The sequence below is a fragment of the Saliniradius amylolyticus genome (genome assembly GCF_003143555.1).
GTDB lineage: Bacteria > Pseudomonadota > Gammaproteobacteria > Enterobacterales > Alteromonadaceae > Saliniradius > Saliniradius amylolyticus.
The window spans coordinates 1,447,799-1,470,712 of sequence record NZ_CP029347.1 but is presented as its reverse complement, the minus strand read 5'-3'; the positions used below and the strand labels follow the sequence as shown (position 1 = coordinate 1,470,712).

The window sequence follows — 22,914 nt, the reverse complement described above, 5'->3', positions numbered from 1 at the left end:
CCGCCTATTGGCGCCATATGCACTGGCCGCCTTCCTCTTCGATCAAGTCCAAACGCTGTTCATGCGCTTCTAGTTCATCGGCGGTGGCCCGAATAACCTTTAGCGGATTTCGATCGGCGGTTAAACGACGGATGGACTCCGCACCATTGTTGTCGTTGCCACTATTTTGATGACCATGCAAATTCAAAGCCGTCTGACCACCGGTCATGTGCAAATAGACGTCGGCCAGAATCTCAGCATCCAATAAGGCACCGTGCAGTGTACGATGGGAGTTGTCGATGCCATAGCGTTTACACAACGCATCCAGGCTGTTTCTCTGCCCTGGGAACAGCTCCCGCGCCATGGTCAGGGTGTCCCGAATCTGACATAACTGGTTGGTCAGATCCTGTGGTTTACCCAATAAACCAAATTCATGGTTCATAAACCCCACATCGAAAGGCGCGTTATGGATCACCAGTTCAGCACCGCGAATATAATCGACAAAGTCGTCGGCGATGGCGTGAAACTTGGGTTTATCCGCCAGGTATTCATTGGTAATGCCATGGACCTCAATGGCTTCTTGTTCTACCTCTCTTTCGGGATGAATATAGACATGAAAATTATTGCCCGTCAGGCGACGATTGATCATTTCGACACAGCCGATCTCAATGATGCGATGCCCCTGCTTAGGATCAATGCCCGTCGTCTCGGTATCCAATACTATCTGTCTTGCCATAAACGCCGCTCCTTATCTCATTAACGGCCATTATACATAGCGAGAGAACTCTGCACGACGCCTACGGATGGATTTTGACATCGTGCTCACGACAAGCAGGTGTTATCATTAAGCCAGTAATCAAAGACTTAGTGATTAATGAAACAAATTAAAATTTTTACCGATGGTTCTTGTCTGGGCAACCCAGGACCAGGCGGCTACGGAGCGGTACTCGAGTACGGGAAGCATTCTAAAGAGTTAAGCCAAGGCTATCAGCGTACCACCAATAACCGCATGGAGATGATGGCCGCCATTGCTGCACTTGAGAGTCTCAATCAGGCCTGCGAAGTTGACCTGACCACCGACAGCCAATACCTGCGTCAGGGCATCAACCAATGGATCCATAACTGGCGCAGAAATGGCTGGCGTACCAGTAACAAGAAACCGGTAAAAAACGCTGACCTGTGGCAGCGCCTGGATGCAACAGTGCAAAAACATCAGATTCACTGGCACTGGGTGAAAGGCCACTCGGGGCACCCCCAAAACGAACGTTGCGATGATTTAGCCCGCAATGCAGCACAAAGTGATAATTTGTTAGAAGACACGGGCTTTACCAGTGAATAACTAACTTGCCGAGGTTCTCATTACGCGCCATTCGCTGATGGGCTTGGTCTATCTGTTCTGGGGAAAAGACCCTATCCACGCAGGGCATTAAGCTGCCCTGCCCGAACAGAGCCAGACAATCTTTGTTTAAGGCTTGAATCAGCTCCGCCTTGTAGGCATCGGAGCGATTTCGCAGCGTTGACCCCATTACCGTGGCCCGTTTCTGTAAAAGCCGTGCCATATCAAGCTTATCCGCAAAACGCCCACCCAGGATGGCCAGAGTGACAATACGGCCGTCCAGATTCAACGCTCTCAGGTTGCGATTGAGATAATCTCCCCCCACCACATCCAGAATGAGATCCACACCCCCCAGGCGCTCTCGCACTGTATCGACAAAGTCCTGCTGGCGGTAATTAATGGTCACATCCGCGCCAAGTCGCCCGCAGAAGCTGAGTTTGTCGGCATTAGATGCCGTTATGGCCACCTGTGCCCCCCGACTTTTCGCCAGTTGAATGGCCGCCGAACCGACGCCGCTGGCCCCTGCGTGGATTAATACCTTTTGCCCTTCTGCCAACTTACCGAGCCAGAATAATGCCTGATAAGCGGTTAGAAACACTTCCATGAGTCCCGCGCCATCGCTAAAACTCATATTATCGGGCAGTGGCATCAGGTGCTCGGCTCTAACTCTGACGTACTCAGCATAACCGCCGCCCGGCACTAATGCGCATACGCGATCGCCTTCGTGCCAGGCAGTTACCATGCTGCCTACAGACTCAAGGGTACCGGACACCTCAAGACCCAAAACCTGGCTTTCCCCCCTAGGAGGTGGGTACTTGCCCTGTTTTTGCAGCAGATCGGCCCGGTTTATACCAAAAGCCTTTACCTTGATAATGACCTCATAGTCACCGGGATTGGGCTTATCCATTTCAGCCAATTGCATCTGGCCGTGCTCATCGACGGTGAAGTAACGCATCAGCGAACCTCAAAGCCTGTATAATCCTGAGCAGGACGCTCCTCGACAACAACTCTGTCCACCCTGGCCTGCTCAGGCCCCCTATGCAGATAGTCCACCAGCAACTGTAGCTTGTCATGGCCGCCATCAGCCTGCACCTCAACGCTACCATCGGGCAGGTTTTTGGCATAGCCAGTTAATCCCAGCTTGATTGCCTGTTGCTGGGTACTCTTGCGAAAAAATACGCCCTGTACCTGACCATATACGATGGCTCTAATGCCCGTGTTTTTATTCATTGGCACTCCTGAAGGTTAAATCATAGAAGTGAGGATAGTGAAAATGACTGAAAATTGTTTAATACAATGTAAAGAAACAGCAGCTAAACTGGCACCTTTTGACGTGGCCCTTTATCGCAACAAAACAAACAAAAAGCGGTGAATACACTCAAGACATCTGAGCAATACAAACGGGCGGCTGGATGAGGGTTATACTAGGCTGTACGTCAGGCGAACGCTCCACGCTAAAAACCGGCTCTAGATCATCTCCAGAATTTCCAGTCCGACAATAAATTGTCCATCGTCCTCAGACTGACAGCGCACCACCTTAGTTTTGGCATTCAGGGAAGGTAACTGACTGTTGGGTGAATCCATGCTAACCCGAACCTGTGCTCCAGGCTCAATGCTTTCTTCCACTTCAATGGACATGCCACTGGCGCTTAAATCCTTACACAGCCCAGTCAGAGTGCGCAAAGACTCAGCATCGTCCACGGCCAGCTCCACCGGCGTGTTCACCATCATGCGTAAATAATCCCTTTTATCTTCATAGCCCAGCATTGCTCATCCCCCTGAATAAAAGCCTGTTGCGGTTATAAATCGAGCGGCCAGTGATGTCAATCCGCTTACAAAGTCTCTAACTCGTTGATAATGCGTTTTTCAGAGATGGGATAGGCTGTACCCAACTGCTGAGCGAAATACGACACCCTGAGCTCATGCAGCATCCAACGTACGTTTTTTAAGGCTTCTGGCACCACCTGTCCCTTTGGCACTTTATTCAGCTTGGCTTGCCAGCGCAGCTGGACTTTTTCGATACTCAGCTGATGCTGTCGGTCGCGCGTTGGATCGATAGGCAGCTTTTCCAGACGCCGTTCGATAGCCTGTAAGTAGCGATTCCAGTCATCCATTCGTTCCACGCCCAGATCGGTCACAAAGCCGGGGTAGACCAGATCATCCAGTGTCGCCTTAATATCACCAATGGCATTAATCATGGTCATGGGTACATTGCCTTTAATCTTCTTGTGGATACCGTGAGCACGAGTGAGACCAGTCTCAACTTTGACCGCTACCGCGAGTACCTCGTCGTTGAGCCTGCCACGCACCTGCTCCTTGAGGGCGTCAAACTGCTCAGGGTCACGGACATCTTCTGGCCAGTTAATGATGGCATCGTCCAGCACGGCCGCAATACAGTCGTCGATCAGCGCCTTGATTTGTCCGAAAGGGTTAAAGTACAGCCCCAGCTTAGCCTTGTTGGGGAGCTTTTGCTGCAGATAACTCACCGGAGAGGGTAACTGTAACAACAGCAGTCTGCGCACCCCCTGACGATGGGCTTGCTGCGCCTTCTGCTCACCGTCGAACAACTTGATGGCGACAGACTTGCCTTCATCCACCAGCGCCGGATAAGCCTTCACCTCGTAGCTGCCCTGTTGCTGATGGTATTCAGTGGGCAGTGGCCCAAACTGCCAATCGCTCAGACTGTCTTGTTCTATGCCCGGACTGGCCACCTGCTGCAGGTTCTCAGTTACCTGACCTTTTAACTGCTGTTGCAAAGCCAGCAGATCTCGTCCTTGAGCGAGTAACTTGTGGTTATGATCAAACACCTTAAAGTTCATCTTTAAGTGCTGTGGCAATCCCGCCCAGTCCCACTCATCCTCAGGCACTTCAACACCGGTCATGCGTTTAAGATGATGGCTCAGTGAGTCCAAAAAGGGGCTGTCGCCCACTTCCATCGCCGACACACTGGCACTTGCATAATCCGGTGCCGGAACAAAATTGCGGCGTAAACGTTTTGGCAGCGACTTTATCAAAGTCGTAATCAATTCTTCACGTAGCCCGGGCACATGCCAGTCAAAACCATGCGGGCGGACCTGGTTCAACAAAGGCAGGGGTATCTCAACACTGACTCCGTCATCGTCGTCTTTGGGTTCGAAATGATAGCTCAGCGGAAGGGTCAGGTTGCCTTGCTGCCAGGCTTCTGGGTAATCCAGCTCACTAACAGTACTACCATCATCACGCATCAGTTTATCCCGGGTCAGCACTAAGTCCACCTGCTGATGGGCCTGTTTCCACCAGCGGCGGAATTCCGCTTCGCCAACCACGGAATCAGGCAGATGCTCGTCGTAAAACTGCATTAAGTGTTCTTCGTCCACCAAAATATCACGACGGCGAGCCTTGGCTTCCTCTGCCTCTATCTCGGCGATCTGCCGCTGATTCTCGCGCAAAAACGCGTAATCCAGCTTGGTGTTCAGGTTAACCAACGCCTCTCGGATAAAAATTTCCCGACTGGCAACGGGATCGATATTGGCAAAACGCACCGGCCGGGACGGCACAATGTCCAGTCCGTACAAAGAAACGCGCTCCTTGGCCATAACCGCGCCCTGTTTCTTAGACCAATAGGGTTCGGCGTGATGATACTTCACCAGATGCCTGGCCAGCGGCTCTAGCCATTGGGGTTGAATGCGTGCCACATCCCGGGCAAACAGGCGGGAGGTTTCCACCAATTCGGCGGCCATCAGCCACTTTGGTGCCGACTTGGCCAGTCCCGAACCGGGAAAAATCATAAAGCGGGTATTACGAGCACCCAGATACTCTCTTTCTTTGTCTTTAAAACCGATATGAGACAGCAGGCCTGATGCGATTGACTGATGAATGGCATCATAGTCGCTTGGCTGGCTGTTAATGCCAAAGCCGAGATCCGCAATCGCCTGCTTAAGCTGGCTGACAATATCCTGCCATTCGCGCAGACGCAGATAATTGAGAAACTGCTGCTTACACCATTTGCGAAACTGATTGCCCGACAAGGCCTTCTGTTGCTGCTTAAAACTCTGCCACAGATTGTAAAAGGCGATAAAGTCGGAATCCTTGTCCTGATACTCGCTATGAGCTTGATCGGCTGCCTGACGTTTTTCCTGAGGCCGCTCTCTGGGATCCTGAATACTCAGCGCCGCGGTGATGATAATCACCTCCGACAAACAATCTCGGGAAGCCGCTTCAACCACCATCCGGGCATAGCGCGGGTCAACCGGTAAACGGGCTATCTGGCGGCCCTGACGGGTCAACTTAGCCCGGTTAAAGCCTTTGCCTTGCTGGCGGATGGCACCCAATTCATCGAGCAACCGGAAGCCATCCTTGATATGGCGTGAATCCGGTGGCTGCACAAAAGGAAAGCCGTCAATATCACCAAGACCGATGGCCAGCATCTGCAGGATCACCGAGGCCAGATTGGTCCGCAGAATCTCTGGATCGGTAAACTCGGGCCGAGCCATGAAGTCTTCTTCTGAATACAGCCTGATGCAAATACCCTCAGACACCCGGCCGCAACGCCCAGCGCGTTGATTGGCTGAAGCTTGAGAGACTGGTTCGATGGGCAGCCTCTGTACCTTACTGCGATAGCTATAACGACTGATACGAGCAAAGCCAGGATCGATCACATACTTTATGCCGGGAACCGTGAGCGAGGTTTCCGCCACATTGGTGGCCAGCACGATGCGCCGACCGCCGTGAGGGGAAAAAATACGGTTTTGCTCGGCGGAGGATAATCGCGCGTACAATGGCAGAACCTCAGTACCTCGCCACTGTTGCTTATTTAAGGCATCGGCGGTATCCCGTATCTCTCGTTCGCCGCTGAGAAACACCAGAATATCGCCACGCGATTCACGGCCTAACTCGTCCACCGCATCGATGATGGCCTGAGTCTGATCGCGATCTTCACCGCCCTCTTCCTGTATCGGCCGATAGCGCACTTCCACTGGATAGGTACGACCACTGACCTCGATGATAGGAGCGTCATTGAAGTGCTTTGAGAACCTCTGTGGATCGATGGTGGCACTGGTGATGATAAGCTTCAGATCGGGCCGCTTGGGCAGCAGTTGTTTTAAATATCCGAGAATAAAATCGATATTGAGACTGCGCTCATGGGCCTCATCGATGATGATGGTATCGTACTGATTCAGGTACCTGTCCTGTTGCAACTCAGCCAGTAAGATGCCATCGGTCATCAACTTCACATAGGTAGAATCACTGACCTTATCGGTGAAGCGCACCTTGTAACCCACCGCCTGGCCCAGCGGCGAGTCCAGTTCTTCGGCGATACGGTTAGCGACACTGCGCGCCGCCAGTCGTCGTGGCTGGGTATGACCAATAATGCCGGTCGCACCACGGCCCAGTTCCATGCATATCTTGGGGATCTGAGTGGTTTTGCCTGAGCCGGTCTCCCCGGCAATGATGACGACCTGATGGTCACGGATCGCCTCGGCAATGGCGTCTTTCTGATCACTGACTGGTAGCTCAGGGTACTCAATAGGCGGACGCGTGTCCGATTTCTGGCGGGTCTTATCCACCGAACGTTGAATCCTGTCGGCGAGTTGCTCAAGAGCTTCCCTCTGCGGTGACTTGCCAAGCCGCTGCAATTGACGGCGCAAGCGGTGGCGATCCCTGGTCTGACTCTGTTCGATTTGTTGTTTTAGTTCGGCAACAGAAAAACTCAAAAGCGGCGCTCCACATCAATAATGGGCGCCGATCCTAGACCGTGCGAGGTTAGATTTCCAGCCTAACCCACTCGGCGGTAGCCATCGTGGAGCTGGATGTCGATGGCATAGAGCACATCGGTGCGAGTTATAATGCCCTTGATAACGCCATCGTCATCAACCACAGGATACACTTTCGGTTTTTCCGTTAGCATCTGCTGGGCCAGATCGATAATCGATGTGTAGGGTTTTACCGTCATCACATCAGTTTGCATTACCTCTTTTACGCGGGCCACCTGCTCCCGGTAATAGCTCGACTCAAGCATACGATTCAAGCAATCCTGCTCGGATAAAAAGCCGACAACCTTGCGATAACCATCGCACACCGGTCCACCGGTTTGGTGACCGTTGAGGAAAATTTCCACTGCTTCGGCTACCGTCATTTCCGGGGTAAATAACAGCGGGCGACGATTCATATAATCACTGACTTTCAGGGACTCCATTAGGCCTCCTTAGATTGAGTGTTACTACAACAACACTTTAAATGTAGACCCTGTAATTCGCCCTTTCCCGCTTTTCGTGCTTTTATTTTTTTCCGTAAATACCGACATCGAGAGCACCATCAGTATCAATGGCCGCCCGGTACATGCCTTCGGTGTTAAAAGGCATGGAAATATGGCCTTGTGAATCAATCACAATAACGCCACCATCGCCGCCGGCCGGCTTTAATACCTGATGGATCACCGTATTAGCCGCCTCAGCGGCGCTAACATTCTGGTATTTAACCCGGGCACAAATGTCTGCGGCCACGTTAAAGCGAATAAAATACTCACCGTGACCAGTGGCCGACACCGCACAACTGTCATTATCAGCAAACGTTCCGGCACCAATCACCGGTGAGTCACCGATACGTCCCCAGCGCTTCGCGGTCATGCCGCCGGTAGAGGTACCTGCCACCAGATTTCCCTGATCGTCTAATACCACCGCCCCTACGGTGCCAAATTTATAATCGCCCCCCCCCTTTGACAACACGGCCGAGTTTGTTCCCTCAATAGCCTGCTTGGCCTTCTGCAGACTCTGATAACGGCGTTCGGTGTTAAAATAGCTGTTCGGTACCATGGTGATGCCCTGAGAGATGGCAAAATCTGCCGCCCCTTGCCCACTTAAGAACACGTGTTTGGAGTTGGTCATCACCTTATGAGCCAGAGTGATAGGATTACGAATGCCAGTTACACCGCTGATAGCCCCAGCCTGCCTGTGGCGACCTTCCATAATAGAGGCATCCAGTTCATGGGTTTCATCATAGGTATACACTGCCCCTTTGCCCGCATTAAACAGTGGCGAGTCTTCCAGGATGGTAATCGCTGCCATGACCGCCTCAGTGCCATGGGCACCAGCTTTAAGCTTTGCATAACCTGCTTCTGCCGCTTCTTGTAGCTTGGCTCGGTAGGCTTTTTCCTGTTTATCAGTGAGCCTGGCCTTCGTAATGGTACCGGCCCCCCCGTGAATGGCGATCGCGACTGGCCCCTCACTGGCTTGAACAGGTATTAAACTTAAACACCCGAGTGCCAATACCCCCAAACCGGTTATCACTAATGATTTCATTTGACGTTCCTTACAATGAGATTGCTGTTGCCAGACTAGCAAACTCCAACAAGAAAGTGATTATTTTCATCTTATTTGCCAGCCCCTAATCACCCGCCTAGAATGGCGCCTACTTTTAATTCACGATCAAGAGAGATGCCGGTGGCAACACATCAACCCAGTTTATTCTGGCACGATTACGAAACCTGGGGGGCCAACCCGGTTAAGGACGTTCCTGCCCAATTTGCTGGTGTGAGAACGGATCTGGAGCTTAATATCATCGAAGAGCCTGTAGAATGGTTCTGCCAGATCCCCAACGACTACCTGCCCCATCCCCAGGCCTGTCTTATCACCGGTATCACTCCTCAGCAGAGCCTGAGAGACGGGATGAACGAAGCCGAGTTCGCCCGGCACATTGAGCATCAGTTCAGCCGCCCGGACACCTGCGTAGTGGGCTACAATAATCTTCGCTTCGATGATGAAGTGACCCGCCACCTGCTGTATCGCAATTTCTATGAACCTTACGCAAGAGAGTGGCAAAACGGCAACAGCCGATGGGACATCATTGATATGGTCCGTGCCTGCTATGCCCTGCGCCCTGAAGGCATTGAATGGCCGGAGAGAGAAGACGGCAGCCCGAGCTTTAAGCTGGAGCATCTAACCCAAGCCAACGGGCTTGGCCATGACCGGGCTCACGATGCGATGTCCGATGTATACGCCACCATCGATATGGCGCGCCTGATCAAGCAAAAACAGCCTAAGCTCTATCACTACCTGTTTGGTCTGCGCAAGAAATCAGCGGTTAAGGCCCTTATCGATTATCACAACCTGACACCTTTAGTGCATGTATCTTCAAAGCTCCCTGCGGTTAATGGCTGTACGAGCTGGATAGTGCCCGTCTGTCCACACCCGATCAATCGAAACGCCATTATCTGTCTGAACCTGGCACTGGATCCCAGCCCTTTGTTTGATCTGGATGCCGAGCAATTACGACATAAGCTCTATCAGCCCAGCAGCGAGCTGACCGAGGGCGAACAGCGCTTACCAATAAAATTAGTGCATCTGAATAAATCACCGGTACTGGCCCCGGCTAAGACACTGACCGAGGATAACGCCGACCGGCTCGGGCTGGATCGTCAGCAGTGTTTACATAACCTGAGTTTGATTAAAAACAGCCCCGGACTGGTGCAAAAACTGCAGGATGTGTTCGATACCGAGCCGGAATCCATCGAGAAGGACGCCGACCACGCCTTATACTCCGGTGGCTTTATCGGTGATGCGGACAAGAGTCGCTGCGAGCAAGTCCGCCTGAGTGAGCCAGAGCAGTTAACCGGATTAGACTGGCAGTTTGAGGATCCACGTCTGAACACCCTGCTGTTTCGCTATCGGGCCAGAAATTATCCCCAGACTCTAACTGAGGCGGAGATGAACCGCTGGCAACGTCACCGGCAATACCGACTGACTGCCCCCGACTCCCCGGCCAGTATCAACTTAACCGAATTTGCCGAGCAGCTGGAAATTCTCAGTGAATCGGTAAAAGAAGACCCGAATAAGCTGGCAATTTTACGCGCTTTGTATCAATATGCCTCTGAGTTGTAACATTATTGTTATTCTCGCCGATAGCAAAATAAGACACGATAAAGGCAGACGATATGAATGGGGTCACGCTGTATCTGTCCAATGATAAGAATGAGCTGATCATGGAGATAGATACGTCGAAAGTCACCGACGAAATTACTGTCCATGGTCTGGAAGCTCTGATCGAACAAAGCGACGGTGCCGAGTTTTTCCGCCATAAGCAACAGATACAAAGTCTGTTCCAGGACTACAGTAAGGCTAAGAAAGACGGTGCCAGTAAGTCTTTTAAAGAAGCCGTCGCCGAGCGGCGTGACGCGAAGATGCGCTTTACTATTGGCGAAGATAATATGGAAGCCACCGTCGAGGTCACCAGCGCCTGTGGTGGCAAACCAATCAGCTATACACAACTCATTCAGGAAGCCAAACGCTCGGGTATTCAGCGCGGTATCAGTCGTAAGCGTTTAAAAACCTTAGTCAAAGAGCTACAGCAAGCGTCCCCTGGCACGACCCTGTCCAGAGTGTTTGCCAAGGGTCTACCGGTACGTCATGGGCATGACTCGCTCGTCAAGCCTTTGGTACCCAATGCATTAGAACGTATATTACAGCCTCAGGAAGTCAGCGAGTCGCGCGTGGATATGCGTGATCTGGGGGACATTATCTGTGTTAAAGCGGGTACGCCGGTATTACGCCAGGTACCTCCCAGCAAGGGGCGAGCAGGTTACACAGTTAAAAATGAAACCGTAGTCCCCAATGTGGGTAATTGGGTGCCGTTACAGCCCGGCGATGGCACGGTTGTCAGTCCCGATGATCCTCACCTGCTACTGGCTGAAATCTCCGGCATGCCAAAATTTCGCGATGGTCGCATGTGGGTGGATGACACCTACATCTCCAAAGGCGTTAACGTGGGTACTGGGAATGTATCCTATAACGGTGCGGTCATTGTCAATGGCGATGTCACAGAGAAGATGATCATTAAGGCTGACGGCGATGTGACCATCAATGGTTTTGTAGAATCGGCCACCATAGAGTCGGGCGGCGATATCATCATCACCCAGGGTGCGGTCGGCAAGCAAGCCGATCACGATAGCCCAGAATATGGCACCCGGCTGGTGGCTCAGGGCAGCATCTTTATCCAACACGGTCAGGGTCTGGACATCTGGTGCGGTGGCAATGTCAATGTGGGTAAGCAGCTGGCTTATAGCCGCGTTGATGCCGGAGGTGCTCTCACCGTTGGGCCGGTGAATAACCCCAGTGGCAACTTATTTGGATGTGACATTAAATGTCGGGACAGAGTCACCGCCGGGGTGATTGGCGCTAAGGCCGGCAGTGTGCTGTCCATCGACTTTAGCGATGGTTATAACGACTTGCTGGAGCGCCGCGATACGCTTGAAGAGATGCTGAATACCTATGAGCGAACTCACAAGCGGCACCGCAAGAAATTTAATGATCTAACCAAATACCGCGTCCCCAATAGCCTGCAGTCGAAAATGGAACGGGCTAATAAGCTGTTTGATGATGAGAAGCAGTTGATAAAATGGATGTATCTAAAGATCGATCACCTCAAAAAAGGTAAGGATCTTTACCTTGAAAGCAATGCGCGCGTGGTGGCCACCAAGAATATCCGAGCCGGTGTCAAAGTTCGCCTCAATAACCGAAACTGGAAGGCAGAGCGCGACTTTGGCACCGGTCAGGTGCTTTATATCGAGCACGAATGGCAGTATAAGCCGGGCAGTTAGCTCCCGGCCTATACCTATTTATTCAGGCGCGCCAGCAAGCTGGAAGTATCCCAACGTCCCCCACCCATGGCCTGTACATCACTGTAAAACTGGTCCACCAAGGCCGTTACCGGCAGACTCACGCCAGTTTGAGCCGCTTGTTGCAAGGCAATGTTTAAGTCTTTACGCATCCAGTCCACCGCAAAGCCAAAGTCGTATTCCCCTTGCAACATAGTTTTATACCGGTTTTCCATTTGCCAGGACTGTGCCGCGCCGTGTCGAATGACTTCAACCACTGCTTCACAATCCAAGCCACTGGCCTGACCAAAATTTAACGCCTCAGAGAGTCCCTGTACGATACCGGCAATGCAGATCTGGTTCATCATTTTGGCAAGTTGGCCGCTGCCCACAGGGCCCAGTAACTGACTGTGTTTGGCGTAGCTGTCCAGCACCGGTTTTACGCGCTGATAACTGGTTTCATCACCGCCCATCATGATGGTCAGTTGGCCTTGCTCTGCTCCCGCCTGACCGCCGGAAACGGGAGCATCCAGAAACCCGACGTTAACCCGATTTGCCGCGTCGGCTAATTCTTCGGCCAAACTGGCTGAGGCAGTGGTGTGGTCAACCAATACCGACTGTTCCTTCATTGAGGCCAAAACGCCCTGCTCGCCTATCGTTACTGAACGAACATCATCATCATTGCCCACACAAAGAAGCACAACATCGGCATCCTCTGCCGCTTGACGCGGTGTTTTGAAGCTATTCCCACCGAATTGGTCACACCAATTGTCCGCTTTACTCCTGGTGCGATTGTATACTCTGACATCAAATCCGGCCTGCGCGAGGTGCCCCGCCATCGGGTAGCCCATCACGCCCAGGCCTATAAACGCTACCTTTGTCATAGATCATTCCTCTTATTTGGTTAGGTATTTATTTTGTCCTGAAAAACGCCTAAGCTGAAACAAGTGTGCAGTGGGTATCCGGCAGTATTTTAGACGGGATCAGGATGACTTCCATATACGACTTTACCATTGAACTTGCCAATGGCGAGCCTAAACCCTTGGCCGATTATCGTGGTCAGGTAATGCTGATTGTAAACACGGCCAGCTATTGCGGCTTTACCCCTCAATACCAGGGCTTGGAAAACCTGTATCAGAAATTCAAAGACAATGGTTTTGTGGTGCTAGGGTTCCCCTGTAATCAGTTTGGCAATCAGGAGCCGGATTCAGAAGAAACCATTCAGTCTTTCTGCCAGCGTAATTATGGTGTTACCTTCCCATTATTTAAGAAAGTGGACGTGAACGGCAAACAGGCTGAGCCCCTGTTTGACTATTTAAAACAGCACGCGCCAGGCATTTTGGGTAGTCGCCGCATCAAGTGGAACTTTACCAAATTTCTAGTTGGCTCCAATGGCAAAGTATTGAAGCGCTTTGGCAGTGTAACCAAACCCAAAGAACTCTCCCGCCATGTGCACCAAGCTTTGCAGAAGGGCCTATGAAAGTCGGAGTATTCAGCGCCAAACCCTATGATCGCCAGTTTTTGCAAGAGGTTGATGCGCCCGACATAGACTGGCACTTTATTGAGACCCGTCTCAGTGAGCAGACATTACCCCTGGCCAAAGGAATGGACGCTATCTGTGCCTTTGTGAACGACCAGTTGGATACCACGACGCTATCCCAGCTCAAAAAGATGGGCATAATGCACATAGCGCTGCGCTGCGCTGGCTTTAACAATGTCGACACTCAGGCGGCCCAACGACTAGGCTTTAGCGTTTCCCGTGTGCCGGCATATTCACCTGAGGCTGTTGCCGAGCACACCCTGGCACTGATTTTGACTCTCAATCGTAAGTTACATAAAGCCTATAACCGTATCAAAGAGGGCAACTTCAGCCTTGATGGGCTGATGGGCTTTAATCTGCACGGCAAAACCGTGGGCATTATCGGCACCGGGCGTATCGGCGCTGCCACCTGCCGTATAATAAGCGGTTTCGGCTGCAAGATTCTCTGCCATGACCCCAGCCCTAATGACGAGGTTAAAGCCATGGGTGCCCGCTATGTTCCCATTGATGAACTAGTGAGTCAGGCCGATATTATCAGCCTCCACTGCCCCCTGACGCCCGAAACCCGACACATGATCAATGACGCCCGACTGTCGCAGATGAAGCCGGGTGTTATGCTAATCAACACTTCCAGAGGTGCTATGGTGGACACCCAGGCCGTGATCCAGCACCTGAAAAATGGTCATATCGGTTACCTGGGTCTGGATGTGTATGAAATGGAGGGGGACTTGTTTTTTGAGGATCTGTCTGACCAGATCATTCAGGACGATGTGTTTCAGCGCCTGCAAACCTTCCCCAATGTATTAATTACCGGTCATCAGGGCTTTTTCACCCGGGAAGCCATGACCCACATTGCCCAAACTACCGCAGACAACCTGCTTGCCAGCCAGCAGGGTGATTATAGCGCTCCGAGCTTTTTAGTTACCCCTGCTTCTTCATGAACAGGTGCATATAGCGGCCCAGCCAGAAATACGGATGAGTGCGGCCGTAGGCTATCTCCATGGTTTTCAACTCATCATAGCGTTCGGTTTGCATGTCACGCTCTTTCAAGTAGTCATGAAAACAACGGATGCCAGCGGTGTGTTGAATGGTCACCGGTTTGGGTGCCAAAAAATCCAACACTGCTTTTGGCTCCAGCGCGTTATTTGGGTTCAGCCGAACCCGGTTTTTGACCTTAAGATCCCGCTCGATGTATTCGAAATTCCCGTACAGCAGGTTGGCAAAACGATGGGCATCCTTATTAAAAAAGCTCAGCGATAGCCAGCCGCCTTCCGGCAACAAGTCAAGCAAATGTTCAACCGCCTCATAAGGCTTCTCCAGCCACTCCAGTACTGCATGACAGACGATACCATCGGGTCGCCAGTTATCAGGCAACGACTGCAACGGGCCTTGATGATAGTCAACATCTAGACTTTCAAGCCTTTGTCTGGCCAACGTTAGACAATCATTCGAAACGTCGTTGAGCAGCACTTTATGGCCGCGACGGCTCAATTCCAGAGACATCATACCGGTGCCACCACCTGCATCAATAATGCGCTGAGGTTTGCTATCGAGTAATTCATCAAGATAGTGCACTAACAGCTCATGACGCAGCCGCCCTTTGGTACTGCCGTAAATGTTTTTATCGAATTTTCCGGCGATACGATCGAAGCTTTGATCCTGATTCATAACTAGGCCGTGTTTGTCTTTCATATTCGTCTCTGTTGATAGCGTAAAAAGCGTCAATTAGGGCGCGAAGGCTGTGGTTAGTCATCTAAACGACCACGAGTAGCGAAGACTGACGTTTTTTAGCCTCGACCCGAAGAGCTGCTGTTATTTTTCCACCCAGCGTCGTTATCGGTCACTTATTTAGACCCTCTAAACTACGCTCCCCCTGCCTTGCAGGGATGAAAAAATGCCCGCCGGCAGGGGACGTCTATTAAAATGTAAACACGGTCTATGCCGGACTATCAATATCAACGAAAGCCACATCCAGTCCAAACTCCTCGGCCAGGTGGTCTCCCAGGGCCTTTGCTCCATAGCGCTCTGTGGCATGGTGCCCTGCAGCAAAAAACTGAATACCCCGCTCTCGGGCCGTGTGAATGGTCGGTTCAGATACCTCTCCGGTAATAAAAGCGTCGACTCCGCTATCGGCTGCCATATCGATAAACCCCTGACCACCACCGGTACACCAGGCCAGAGTCTTAATGATTTTATCACTGGCTTCTACCAGCGGCTTTCTTTGTAAGCGCTGTTCAATGCGCTCGGCCAGCTGAGCCGCAGTCAATGGCTCGGATAATTCACCGGTCATTACCACACTGCAAGGGTTCTCTGGCTCCAGGGTACCTGTCACCTCAATCTCCAGCATAGCGGCCAGTTGAGCATTATTGCCGTATTCTGGATGGGCATCCAATGGCAAGTGATAAGCCAACAGATTGATATCGTGCGCCAATAGCGCCTGTAAACGACGTTTTTTCATGCCGGTGACAGGCTGAGGCTCGCCCTTCCAAAAATAGCCATGGTGCACCAACAAGGCATCAGCGTTTAAGTCGATGGCCTTATCCACCAATGCCTGGGAAGCCGTCACCCCAGTGACCAGTTTTTGAATGCGCTCCTTCCCCTCAACCTGCAGACCGTTAGGGCAATAATCCTTGAACTGAGACACTCTCAAAGTGTCATTTAAATACTGAATCAGTGCGTCTCTTTGTACTTCTGCGCGCATATCCACTCTCTATCGGCTGAAAATTAGACATTAAAATGCAAACAAGGTATAACAGGGGCTTATCCGTTTTCAAATTGAGTTACACATTTAATAAAGGTAGTAGTCCAGATTATGAGTAAATTGGATAAAGACCAGGTCATTGCGAAGTTTACCGAAGCGTACAAAGCTGCCAATGGTAAAGAGCCACAAATTGAAGCCAAGAGTGGTTGGTATAGCGTCGATGGCGGCAAGAATGTTCGCCTGGCGACACTGGATGAAATGGCTGACGAACTCGCCGCTGGTAAGAGCACTACCGCCAGCAAACCTGCGGCCAAAGCCGACAAACCGGCTAAGCCTGCCGCCAAGGCCAAGAGTGCTCCGGCTAAGAAACCAGCCAAAAAGAAAGCCCCTGCCAAAGGCGGCTTCTCTGTTAAGGCATTCTGGGGCGAGCAATTAACCGAAGGCAGTCGCCTGCCTCGCTAATTTGCTCGTTGATAACGGATATAGAGAAAGCGGCCAACGGCCGCTTTTTTAGTGGCTGGCTAAAAAATCCTGAAACCGACGCTTGGTTTCAGCCACCGTCGCTTTATGATCGACAATTGGGGCTGGATAATCTACGTCTGAGAATCCTTGCCAAGCACTGGGCTGGTGCAGATGTTTATCAGGTACAGACTCAAGCTCAGGTACCCAAGAACGAATAAACCTGCCCTGCTTATCGTATCTTTCCCCCTGCGTGGTGGGATTAAAAATACGAAAATACGGCGCCGCATCGGTGCCCACGGAAGCGCTCCACTGCCAGCCACCGTTGTTAGAGGCGAAATCTCCGTCGATCAAACGTGACATAAAGTAATCTTCCCCCCAGCGCCAGGGCAGTCTGAGGTGCTTACACAAAAAGCTGGAGACGATCATTCTTAACCGGTTATGCATCCAACCGGTCTGGTTGAGACAACGCATGGCTGCATCGACGACCGGATAGCCGGTGCGCCCCTCACACCAAGCCTCAAAAGCCTTCTTATCGGTCTCCCAGGGAAATTCATCATACTGGGACTGAAAACATCTGTGCTTACACACATGAGGAAAGTGAAACATTACATAGCGATAAAAATCACGCCACGCCAGCTCACGCAGCCATTCGTACTCTCCTCCGTTGCGTTGCTCGAGGCTTTGACGGGCTTCGATAGACAGTTGGTGATAAAGCCTGGCCGGACTAATAGCGCCAATAGAAAGATACGGCGATAACTCACTGGTGCCTTCCTTGATCGGGATATCCCGATTTGACGCATAATCCGCAGCTCGCTCACTGACAAACGCTCTGGCCTTTTCGGTCAGACCTTTATCGCAGGCAGGCCAGCGCTTCGAATCACGCCGCGACCAATACCAATCAGACAGTGAGTCCAGCTCGACTTCCTCATCCAATGTTTGAGTCTGGCTGGCCTGGCTGTTTGCCGACAAAGGCGTCATATTTTGTCGCTCAAGTTCTGCCAGCCAAGCCTTAAAATACGGTGTGAACACCTTATAGGGTTTGTTTTGCTGGTTGAAGATGGCGTCGGGACGCACCAGGCATGTATCGTGAAACACGCCACATTGAATGCCCTGATCCTGTAACGCTAGCTTCAGTGCCTTATCCCGTTGCCGTTCATCCCACTCATACTCAGCATTAACATACACGTTATTGATGTTGTGTTTCTGACACTCTATGGCAATACGCTTAACAGACGACGTGTAATCGGGCTCTTTGACTATGTTCAAATAAACATTGCGATCTTTGAGTCGCTTTTTTAGCTCAGCGAGCCGTGCCAGGATTAAATCTGTCTTCGCCTGTGCCAGCCCATAATGCCGCCACTGCTGCGGAGTAACGATATACACCGCAGTAACGCTGTCATGCTGCTCAATGGCATAATTTAAAGGGCTGTGCCAATCGGCCCGCAAATCACTTCTTAGCCAGATTAACGCACTCACTGCATGAGGTTCCTGATACCGAGTTGCTCCGGATAAGGGTCAAGATAGACCTGCTTAGAGACATAGTCGTCGGGATGATGCCTAAGATGGTGTTGTAAAAGCGCCATCGGAGCCATTAAAGGCACGTAGCCGCGGCGATATTTGTCAATCTGCTCAGAAAGCGCCTGTTTATCCTGCGCCGATAGCTGCTGCTTAAAGTAACCTTGTAAGTGCATCAGAGCATTGGTGTGTTTCTTACGAGTCGTTGGTTTACTGAGCGTTGCCATAAATAAGGTCAGGTATTGATCGATGGCCGATTGCCAGTGTTCTGAGGCCGATGCCACAACCCTGCCCAGTTGGCGACAAGCGGCGGGACTGTAAGCCATCAGTAGCAATTTATAACGACTCTGAAAGTTCACCAATTCGGCCATCTTCTTCGATGCCAGTACGTTTTGTTTAAAATCACGATAGGCGAACACCCGGGTGACAAAAGCTTCTCTCAAGCCAGCGTCATTCAAGCGACCATCTTCTTCCAGCGGCAAGTGCGGATAATGCTGTCGCAACAGGTGGACAAACACGCCCTCACCTTTTCGATGCATGAGTTCACCGCTTTCGTTATAAACCTTAATCCGCTCCATGCCACAACTGGGGGACTTGGCGGCCAGGACAAACCCATCCAGCGTGTCGAGCACGGGTCGCTGCCTATCGAAGAAGCTTTGCATCTTGTCGGTATGATCCAGACGACCGTCTCTGGTGTCGGTTAAACGGTACTCACCATTCAACTCTCGAACATGGATAGTTGGCCTGGGTACTGGCATACCCATGCCCACCTCAGGGCACAGGGACTTAAACTCAACCACTTCGGCAAGTTTGTCGGTCACAAAATGGGAGCGCTTATGGCCTCCGTCATAGCGCACCTTTTGTCCCATAACACAGGCACTGACACCCACTTTGGGACGGGCAAATGTAGCAGTCATAGATTCCTCCTCTCAATGAAGAATAAACGACGACGATCCTGCGTTGGATCATAAAAAAACGCGCCGATTGGCGCGTTTTTACTATTTCAGGGGCTCGGCATTTTCCACCCGGCTCTTTAGCTTCTGACCGGGTCGAAACGTCACCACCCGACGGGCTTTAATCGGGATGTCCTCGCCCGTCTTAGGATTGCGGCCGGGCCGCTGGTTTTTATCCCTGAGGTCAAAGTTGCCAAAGCCGGACAGCTTGACTTGCTCACCGCTTTCCAGCGCTTCTTTGATTTCCTCAAAAAAGGCTTCCACCAGTGCTTTGGCGTCACCTTTGTTGATTCCAAACTTCTCAAACAAGTGTTCTGCCATTTCGGCTTTGGTCAGCGCCATAGGTGTCAATCCCTCAGTGTTGCTCCGAAGTGTTCCGACAGATGAGCAACCACCTGCTCCACTGTCGCCTGAATCTCTTGTTCTTCCAGTGTACGTTCGGCATGTTGAAGAGTCAGAGAAATTGCCAGACTCTTGTTGTTTTCTCCGAGCGCATCACCACGATATATGTCAAACAAGTTTAGGGCAACCAATTGATTTCCGCCAACTTTTTCTATCGCATCCAAAACATCCCCGGCCGCGACCGCCTCATCCACCACTAATGCAATATCGCGACGATTGGCCGGCTGATTGGAAACCTTTCTGGCCTGAGGCAAACGACGCTGACACAAGGCATCCTGATGCAGCTCAAACACAAAAGCCCGACCTTTCAGACCCAACTGCTTTTCAAACTGAGGATGTACGGCCCCTAACCAGCCAATCACCTCACCTTGACGCAGGATCTCGGCGCTCTGACCTGGATGCAAAGCCGAATGTTCGGCAGCCCGGAAACTAAATTCATTCTCGGCGCCAGTCAGTTGAATCAGGCTTTCAACCACCGCCTTGATGTCGAAGAAATCCACACCCGCATTCGCCTTATCCCAGTGCTCCTGATGGCGCTGACCAGCCAGTACGCCACTGATCATCGGCTGCTGCTGCATCTTGCCATCTTGCACCACAAAACGCAGGCCAGTCTCAAACAGCGCAACTCGCTGCTGCTGGCGATTCTGGTTATAGCTAACCGCCTGCAACAAGCCGGGCCACAGGCTGACTCGCATTGCCGACATGTCCACCGAAATCGGGTGAGGCAGCACCCAGGCTCCGGAGGCTGGGAATAAGGCTTCCTGCGCCTTAGGATCGACAAAAGAATAGGTAATAGCTTCCTGGTAGCCCAAGCTGGTCAAACGTTGTTTCAGTGCGACCAGGGGTAACTGTTGCTCGCTGGTGGGAGCCATGGAAAGCCTGGCCATCGGCGCCACCGGCTCTACCCTGTGGTAACCATATACTCGTACGATTTCTTCGATCAGGTCTTCTTCAATGTCGATATCAAATCGATAGGGAGGCACATCCACCTGCCACTTTTGACCGTCAAACTCCACCATAAAGCCCAGACGCTTAAGGCAATCGGTAACTCTGTCATCATCAATATGCATGCCCAAGACCCGATCCAGGCGCTCACGACGAACATGGACATTTTTAAAGCCCGGCAAATACTGCTCATCCACCGCTTCAGTAATAGGACCTGCCTGACCACCAACAATATCCAATAACAACCGGGTAGCACGTTCCATGGCCTGGAATTGCAAGGTCGGATCGACGCCTCGCTCATAGCGATGAGACGCGTCGGTGTGTAATCCGTACTGACGTGCGCGGCCCATGATGGCGTCCGGTGCAAAGAAGGCGCTTTCCAGGAATATATTCTGAGTCTGTTCGGTCACGCCCGAACCTTTGCCCCCAAAGATACCGGCCATGGCCAGGGGCTTTTCCTGATCGGCGATAAGCAGCGTATCTTCTTTTAACTCCACCTCTTCACCGTCCAGCAATACGAGCTTCTCACCGGCTTTGGCATTACGCACCTGGATGTCGCCGCTCAGAACATCGTTATCGAAAGCATGCATGGGATGACCTAATTCCAGCAACACGAAGTTGGTCACATCCACCACAGGGTCGATGCTGCGGATACCGCTGCGACGCAACTTTTCCTGCATCCATAAGGGGGTCTTGGCCATGGGATTAATGCCTTTAATGACACGACCTAAATAACGGGGACAAGCCTCACCATTGACCAGACGGATTTCCCGTTTATCATCGATCATCGCCGCCACATCGTTCACCTGAGGCTCCAACACGTCCTGTTGGTTTAACACCCCAACCTCACGAGCCAAGCCCTTCAGTCCCAGGCAGTCGGCGCGGTTTGGCGTAAGATCCACCTCGATACTGACATCGTCCAACTGCATGTAGTCACGAATATCCACACCAATAGGTGCGTCTTCAGGCAACTCGGTAATACCGTCGTGATCCTCTGACAAGCCCAACTCAGAAGCCGAGCACAACATCCCATGAGAGGGCTGTCCCCGAAGCTTGGCCTTTTTAATCTTAAAGTCACCGGGCAATACCGCGCCTACTTTGGCCACCACCACTTTTAACCCCTGACGGCAGTTCGGCGCACCACAGACAATATCCAGTAATTCTTCGTCACCGGCATTGACCTTGGTCACCTGCAGTTTATCGGCGTCCGGATGCGGCCCGCACTCCACCACCTCACCGACCACCACGCCGCTGAATGCGGGGGCGACTGGCTCAATAGCGTCCACTTCCAGCCCGGCCATGGTAATCTGTTCCGCCAGCTCTTCGGTGCTAACTTGGGGGCTTACCCACTCTCTTAACCATTGTTCACTGAATTTCATGGCGTCGTATAACCTTAATTAAATTGTTTCAAGAAGCGCAGATCGTTTTCGAAGAAGGCGCGAAGGTCGGTCACCTGATAGCGCAGCATGGTGAGGCGCTCAACCCCCATACCGAAGGCAAAACCGGTGTATTCCTCCGGATCGATATTCACCGCTCTCAATACATTTGGATGCACCATGCCGCAACCCAACACTTCCAGCCATTTACCATCCTTGCCCATCACATCCACCTCAGCAGAAGGCTCGGTGAAGGGAAAGTACGATGGCCTAAAGCGAATGGTTAACTCCTGTTCGAAAAAGTGCGTCAGGAAATCCTGCAAAATACCCTTAAGTTCGGCGAAGCTGACGTTCTTATCCACCATCAGGCCCTCTACCTGATGGAACATGGGCGTGTGAGTCTGATCATAGTCGTTACGATAAACCCGTCCCGGCGAGATGATCCTCAGCGGTGGTCTTTCCTGTTCCATAGTACGAATCTGCACCCCCGAAGTTTGGGTACGCAGCATCGCATCGGGATTAAAATAAAAGGTGTCATGGTCAGCCCGCGCTGGATGGTTAGCCGGAATATTAAGCGCATCGAAGTTATGGAAACTATCTTCGATTTCCGGGCCGGATTTGACCACAAAGCCCAGCTCACCAAAAAAGGCGCTGATACGCTCAATGGTACGCGAGACAGGATGAATGCCGCCCGCCTCCAGCGTTCGTCCGGGCAAAGTGACATCCAGGGTTTCCTTAGCCAGCTTGGCATTGAGCTCTTGCTGCTTAAGCAAATTGCCTCGCTCCTGAATCAAGCCTTGCAGCTGCTGTTTGGCTTGGTTGATTTGGCCTCCAACCTTAGGACGCTCTTCAGGACTTAGCTTACCTAGGCCCTTTAATAATTCGGTTAACTTACCTTTCTTGCCCAGAAACTCCACTCGGACCTTGTCCAGAGCGGCGGCATCGGTAGCGTCGGCGATGCGCTGTTCGGCTTCACGACTGATGGCTTCGAGATCCATAGATTCCTCAAGTGTCAATTGCGATGACGTTATGCTTCGATAAAATAAAGCGTTGAATTCTACACGATTATTCGTTTTTACTGCTAGGCTTTAGCGGATAAAAACTGCAGAATAATAGCTACAGCAACACAAATAGCCCT

The 22,914-nt window shown here is 51.6% G+C and carries 21 protein-coding genes; 6 read left to right on the top strand and 15 right to left on the bottom strand.

The features are described from left to right. Positions 1–4: 4 nt before the first annotated feature. A complete protein-coding gene (gene dnaQ, locus HMF8227_RS06855; RefSeq protein WP_109339469.1) occupies positions 5–715 on the bottom strand; it encodes a DNA polymerase III subunit epsilon in 711 nt (236 codons plus the stop codon). Between the two features lie 138 nt (positions 716–853). Here dnaQ and rnhA point away from each other — a divergent pair, with 138 nt between their 5' ends. Next, positions 854–1,318, top strand: coding sequence for a ribonuclease HI (gene rnhA / locus HMF8227_RS06850; protein WP_109339468.1), 465 nt, complete (start codon positions 854–856; stop codon positions 1,316–1,318). On the opposite strand, the gene HMF8227_RS06845 is transcribed toward rnhA, so the two are convergent. The 6 genes from HMF8227_RS06845 to HMF8227_RS06820 all read right to left on the bottom strand — a co-directional run bounded on the left by HMF8227_RS06845 (position 1,305) and on the right by HMF8227_RS06820 (position 8,592). Continuing rightward, positions 1,305–2,270, bottom strand: a complete 966-nt coding sequence (locus HMF8227_RS06845; RefSeq protein WP_109339467.1) for an NAD(P)H-quinone oxidoreductase — start codon at positions 2,268–2,270, stop codon at positions 1,305–1,307. The two genes, rnhA and HMF8227_RS06845, sit on opposite strands and share 14 nt — an antisense overlap. After that, positions 2,270–2,545, bottom strand: coding sequence for an acylphosphatase (yccX, locus tag HMF8227_RS06840; RefSeq protein ID WP_109339466.1), 276 nt, complete (start codon positions 2,543–2,545; stop codon positions 2,270–2,272). Before yccX ends, HMF8227_RS06845 begins: the two co-directional genes overlap by 1 nt. Positions 2,546–2,782: 237 nt before the next feature. After that, the gene (locus tag HMF8227_RS06835; RefSeq protein WP_109339465.1) at positions 2,783–3,082 is read right to left on the bottom strand and encodes a PilZ domain-containing protein; all 300 of its coding nucleotides are present in this window, start codon (positions 3,080–3,082) and stop codon (positions 2,783–2,785) included. 65 nt (positions 3,083–3,147) lie between these two features. After that, positions 3,148–7,008, bottom strand: a complete 3,861-nt coding sequence (gene hrpA, locus HMF8227_RS06830; protein ID WP_109339464.1) for an ATP-dependent RNA helicase HrpA — start codon at positions 7,006–7,008, stop codon at positions 3,148–3,150. A gap of 62 nt (positions 7,009–7,070) precedes the next feature. After that, positions 7,071–7,490, bottom strand: coding sequence for a CBS domain-containing protein (locus HMF8227_RS06825; protein ID WP_109339463.1), 420 nt, complete (start codon positions 7,488–7,490; stop codon positions 7,071–7,073). Between the two features lie 82 nt (positions 7,491–7,572). Further along, complete coding sequence (locus tag HMF8227_RS06820) at positions 7,573–8,592, bottom strand: isoaspartyl peptidase/L-asparaginase family protein (protein ID WP_109339462.1); 1,020 nt, start codon at positions 8,590–8,592, stop codon at positions 7,573–7,575. Positions 8,593–8,727: 135 nt separating this feature from the next. On the opposite strand from HMF8227_RS06820, the gene sbcB reads away from it, so the two are divergent. Together sbcB and HMF8227_RS06810 are read left to right on the top strand one after the other, a co-directional pair. Beyond that, on the top strand, positions 8,728–10,170 hold the full coding sequence (sbcB, locus tag HMF8227_RS06815) for an exodeoxyribonuclease I (protein ID WP_109339461.1): 1,443 nt from the start codon (positions 8,728–8,730) through the stop codon (positions 10,168–10,170). Between the two features lie 53 nt (positions 10,171–10,223). Continuing rightward, complete coding sequence (locus HMF8227_RS06810) at positions 10,224–11,885, top strand: FapA family protein (RefSeq protein WP_109339460.1); 1,662 nt, start codon at positions 10,224–10,226, stop codon at positions 11,883–11,885. 14 nt (positions 11,886–11,899) lie between these two features. Here the strand turns inward: HMF8227_RS06810 and HMF8227_RS06805 are convergent, their stop codons facing one another. Continuing rightward, entirely contained in the window at positions 11,900–12,766 is an 867-nt protein-coding gene (locus tag HMF8227_RS06805; protein WP_109339459.1) for an NAD(P)-dependent oxidoreductase, read from the bottom strand. 104 nt (positions 12,767–12,870) lie between these two features. Here HMF8227_RS06805 and HMF8227_RS06800 point away from each other — a divergent pair, with 104 nt between their 5' ends. Next, positions 12,871–13,362, top strand: a complete 492-nt coding sequence (locus HMF8227_RS06800) for a glutathione peroxidase (protein ID WP_109339458.1) — start codon at positions 12,871–12,873, stop codon at positions 13,360–13,362. Continuing rightward, positions 13,359–14,363 (top strand): 2-hydroxyacid dehydrogenase, encoded by a 1,005-nt coding sequence (locus HMF8227_RS06795; protein WP_109339457.1) that lies wholly within the window; start codon positions 13,359–13,361, stop codon positions 14,361–14,363. Before HMF8227_RS06800 ends, HMF8227_RS06795 begins: the two co-directional genes overlap by 4 nt. On the opposite strand, the gene HMF8227_RS06790 is transcribed toward HMF8227_RS06795, so the two are convergent. Both HMF8227_RS06790 and HMF8227_RS06785 read right to left on the bottom strand, forming a co-directional pair. Then, positions 14,344–15,114, bottom strand: a complete 771-nt coding sequence (locus HMF8227_RS06790; protein WP_239421226.1) for a methyltransferase domain-containing protein — start codon at positions 15,112–15,114, stop codon at positions 14,344–14,346. The two genes, HMF8227_RS06795 and HMF8227_RS06790, sit on opposite strands and share 20 nt — an antisense overlap. Before the next feature lie 244 nt (positions 15,115–15,358). After that, complete coding sequence (locus HMF8227_RS06785) at positions 15,359–16,123, bottom strand: Nif3-like dinuclear metal center hexameric protein (protein ID WP_109339456.1); 765 nt, start codon at positions 16,121–16,123, stop codon at positions 15,359–15,361. 111 nt (positions 16,124–16,234) lie between these two features. On the opposite strand from HMF8227_RS06785, the gene HMF8227_RS06780 reads away from it, so the two are divergent. Continuing rightward, the gene (locus HMF8227_RS06780) at positions 16,235–16,585 is read left to right on the top strand and encodes a hypothetical protein (protein WP_109339455.1); all 351 of its coding nucleotides are present in this window, start codon (positions 16,235–16,237) and stop codon (positions 16,583–16,585) included. Positions 16,586–16,633: 48 nt separating this feature from the next. Here the strand turns inward: HMF8227_RS06780 and phrB are convergent, their stop codons facing one another. The 5 genes from phrB to pheS all read right to left on the bottom strand — a co-directional run bounded on the left by phrB (position 16,634) and on the right by pheS (position 22,774). After that, a complete protein-coding gene (gene phrB / locus HMF8227_RS06775) occupies positions 16,634–18,061 on the bottom strand; it encodes a deoxyribodipyrimidine photo-lyase (RefSeq protein ID WP_109339454.1) in 1,428 nt (475 codons plus the stop codon). Then, positions 18,058–19,017, bottom strand: coding sequence for a YbgA family protein (locus HMF8227_RS06770; protein ID WP_109339453.1), 960 nt, complete (start codon positions 19,015–19,017; stop codon positions 18,058–18,060). The genes phrB and HMF8227_RS06770 overlap by 4 nt, the downstream gene beginning before the upstream one ends. 81 nt (positions 19,018–19,098) lie before the next feature. Beyond that, positions 19,099–19,395, bottom strand: coding sequence for an integration host factor subunit alpha (gene ihfA, locus HMF8227_RS06765; RefSeq protein ID WP_109339452.1), 297 nt, complete (start codon positions 19,393–19,395; stop codon positions 19,099–19,101). Between the two features lie 5 nt (positions 19,396–19,400). Further along, positions 19,401–21,779: a phenylalanine--tRNA ligase subunit beta gene (pheT, locus tag HMF8227_RS06760; protein ID WP_109339451.1), complete on the bottom strand. Its 2,379-nt coding sequence runs from the start codon at positions 21,777–21,779 to the stop codon at positions 19,401–19,403. Positions 21,780–21,793: 14 nt separating this feature from the next. Continuing rightward, positions 21,794–22,774, bottom strand: a complete 981-nt coding sequence (gene pheS, locus HMF8227_RS06755; RefSeq protein ID WP_109339450.1) for a phenylalanine--tRNA ligase subunit alpha — start codon at positions 22,772–22,774, stop codon at positions 21,794–21,796. Positions 22,775–22,914: the final 140 nt, after the last annotated feature.

Bases quoted from the DNA above. Each gene is read 5' to 3' on its own strand.
- dnaQ (WP_109339469.1), bottom strand. From the start codon at position 715: ATGGCAAGACAGATAGTATTGGATACCGAGACGACGGGCATTGATCCT.
- rnhA (WP_109339468.1), top strand. From the start codon at position 854: ATGAAACAAATTAAAATTTTTACCGATGGTTCTTGTCTGGGCAACCCA.
- HMF8227_RS06845 (WP_109339467.1), bottom strand. From the start codon at position 2,270: ATGCGTTACTTCACCGTCGATGAGCACGGCCAGATGCAATTGGCTGAA.
- yccX (WP_109339466.1), bottom strand. From the start codon at position 2,545: ATGAATAAAAACACGGGCATTAGAGCCATCGTATATGGTCAGGTACAG.
- HMF8227_RS06835 (WP_109339465.1), bottom strand. From the start codon at position 3,082: ATGCTGGGCTATGAAGATAAAAGGGATTATTTACGCATGATGGTGAAC.
- HMF8227_RS06825 (WP_109339463.1), bottom strand. From the start codon at position 7,490: ATGGAGTCCCTGAAAGTCAGTGATTATATGAATCGTCGCCCGCTGTTA.
- HMF8227_RS06820 (WP_109339462.1), bottom strand. From the start codon at position 8,592: ATGAAATCATTAGTGATAACCGGTTTGGGGGTATTGGCACTCGGGTGT.
- sbcB (WP_109339461.1), top strand. From the start codon at position 8,728: ATGCCGGTGGCAACACATCAACCCAGTTTATTCTGGCACGATTACGAA.
- HMF8227_RS06810 (WP_109339460.1), top strand. From the start codon at position 10,224: ATGAATGGGGTCACGCTGTATCTGTCCAATGATAAGAATGAGCTGATC.
- HMF8227_RS06805 (WP_109339459.1), bottom strand. From the start codon at position 12,766: ATGACAAAGGTAGCGTTTATAGGCCTGGGCGTGATGGGCTACCCGATG.
- HMF8227_RS06800 (WP_109339458.1), top strand. From the start codon at position 12,871: ATGACTTCCATATACGACTTTACCATTGAACTTGCCAATGGCGAGCCT.
- HMF8227_RS06795 (WP_109339457.1), top strand. From the start codon at position 13,359: ATGAAAGTCGGAGTATTCAGCGCCAAACCCTATGATCGCCAGTTTTTG.
- HMF8227_RS06790 (WP_239421226.1), bottom strand. From the start codon at position 15,114: ATGAAAGACAAACACGGCCTAGTTATGAATCAGGATCAAAGCTTCGAT.
- HMF8227_RS06785 (WP_109339456.1), bottom strand. From the start codon at position 16,123: ATGCGCGCAGAAGTACAAAGAGACGCACTGATTCAGTATTTAAATGAC.
- HMF8227_RS06780 (WP_109339455.1), top strand. From the start codon at position 16,235: ATGAGTAAATTGGATAAAGACCAGGTCATTGCGAAGTTTACCGAAGCG.
- HMF8227_RS06770 (WP_109339453.1), bottom strand. From the start codon at position 19,017: ATGACTGCTACATTTGCCCGTCCCAAAGTGGGTGTCAGTGCCTGTGTT.
- ihfA (WP_109339452.1), bottom strand. From the start codon at position 19,395: ATGGCGCTGACCAAAGCCGAAATGGCAGAACACTTGTTTGAGAAGTTT.
- pheT (WP_109339451.1), bottom strand. From the start codon at position 21,779: ATGAAATTCAGTGAACAATGGTTAAGAGAGTGGGTAAGCCCCCAAGTT.
- pheS (WP_109339450.1), bottom strand. From the start codon at position 22,774: ATGGATCTCGAAGCCATCAGTCGTGAAGCCGAACAGCGCATCGCCGAC.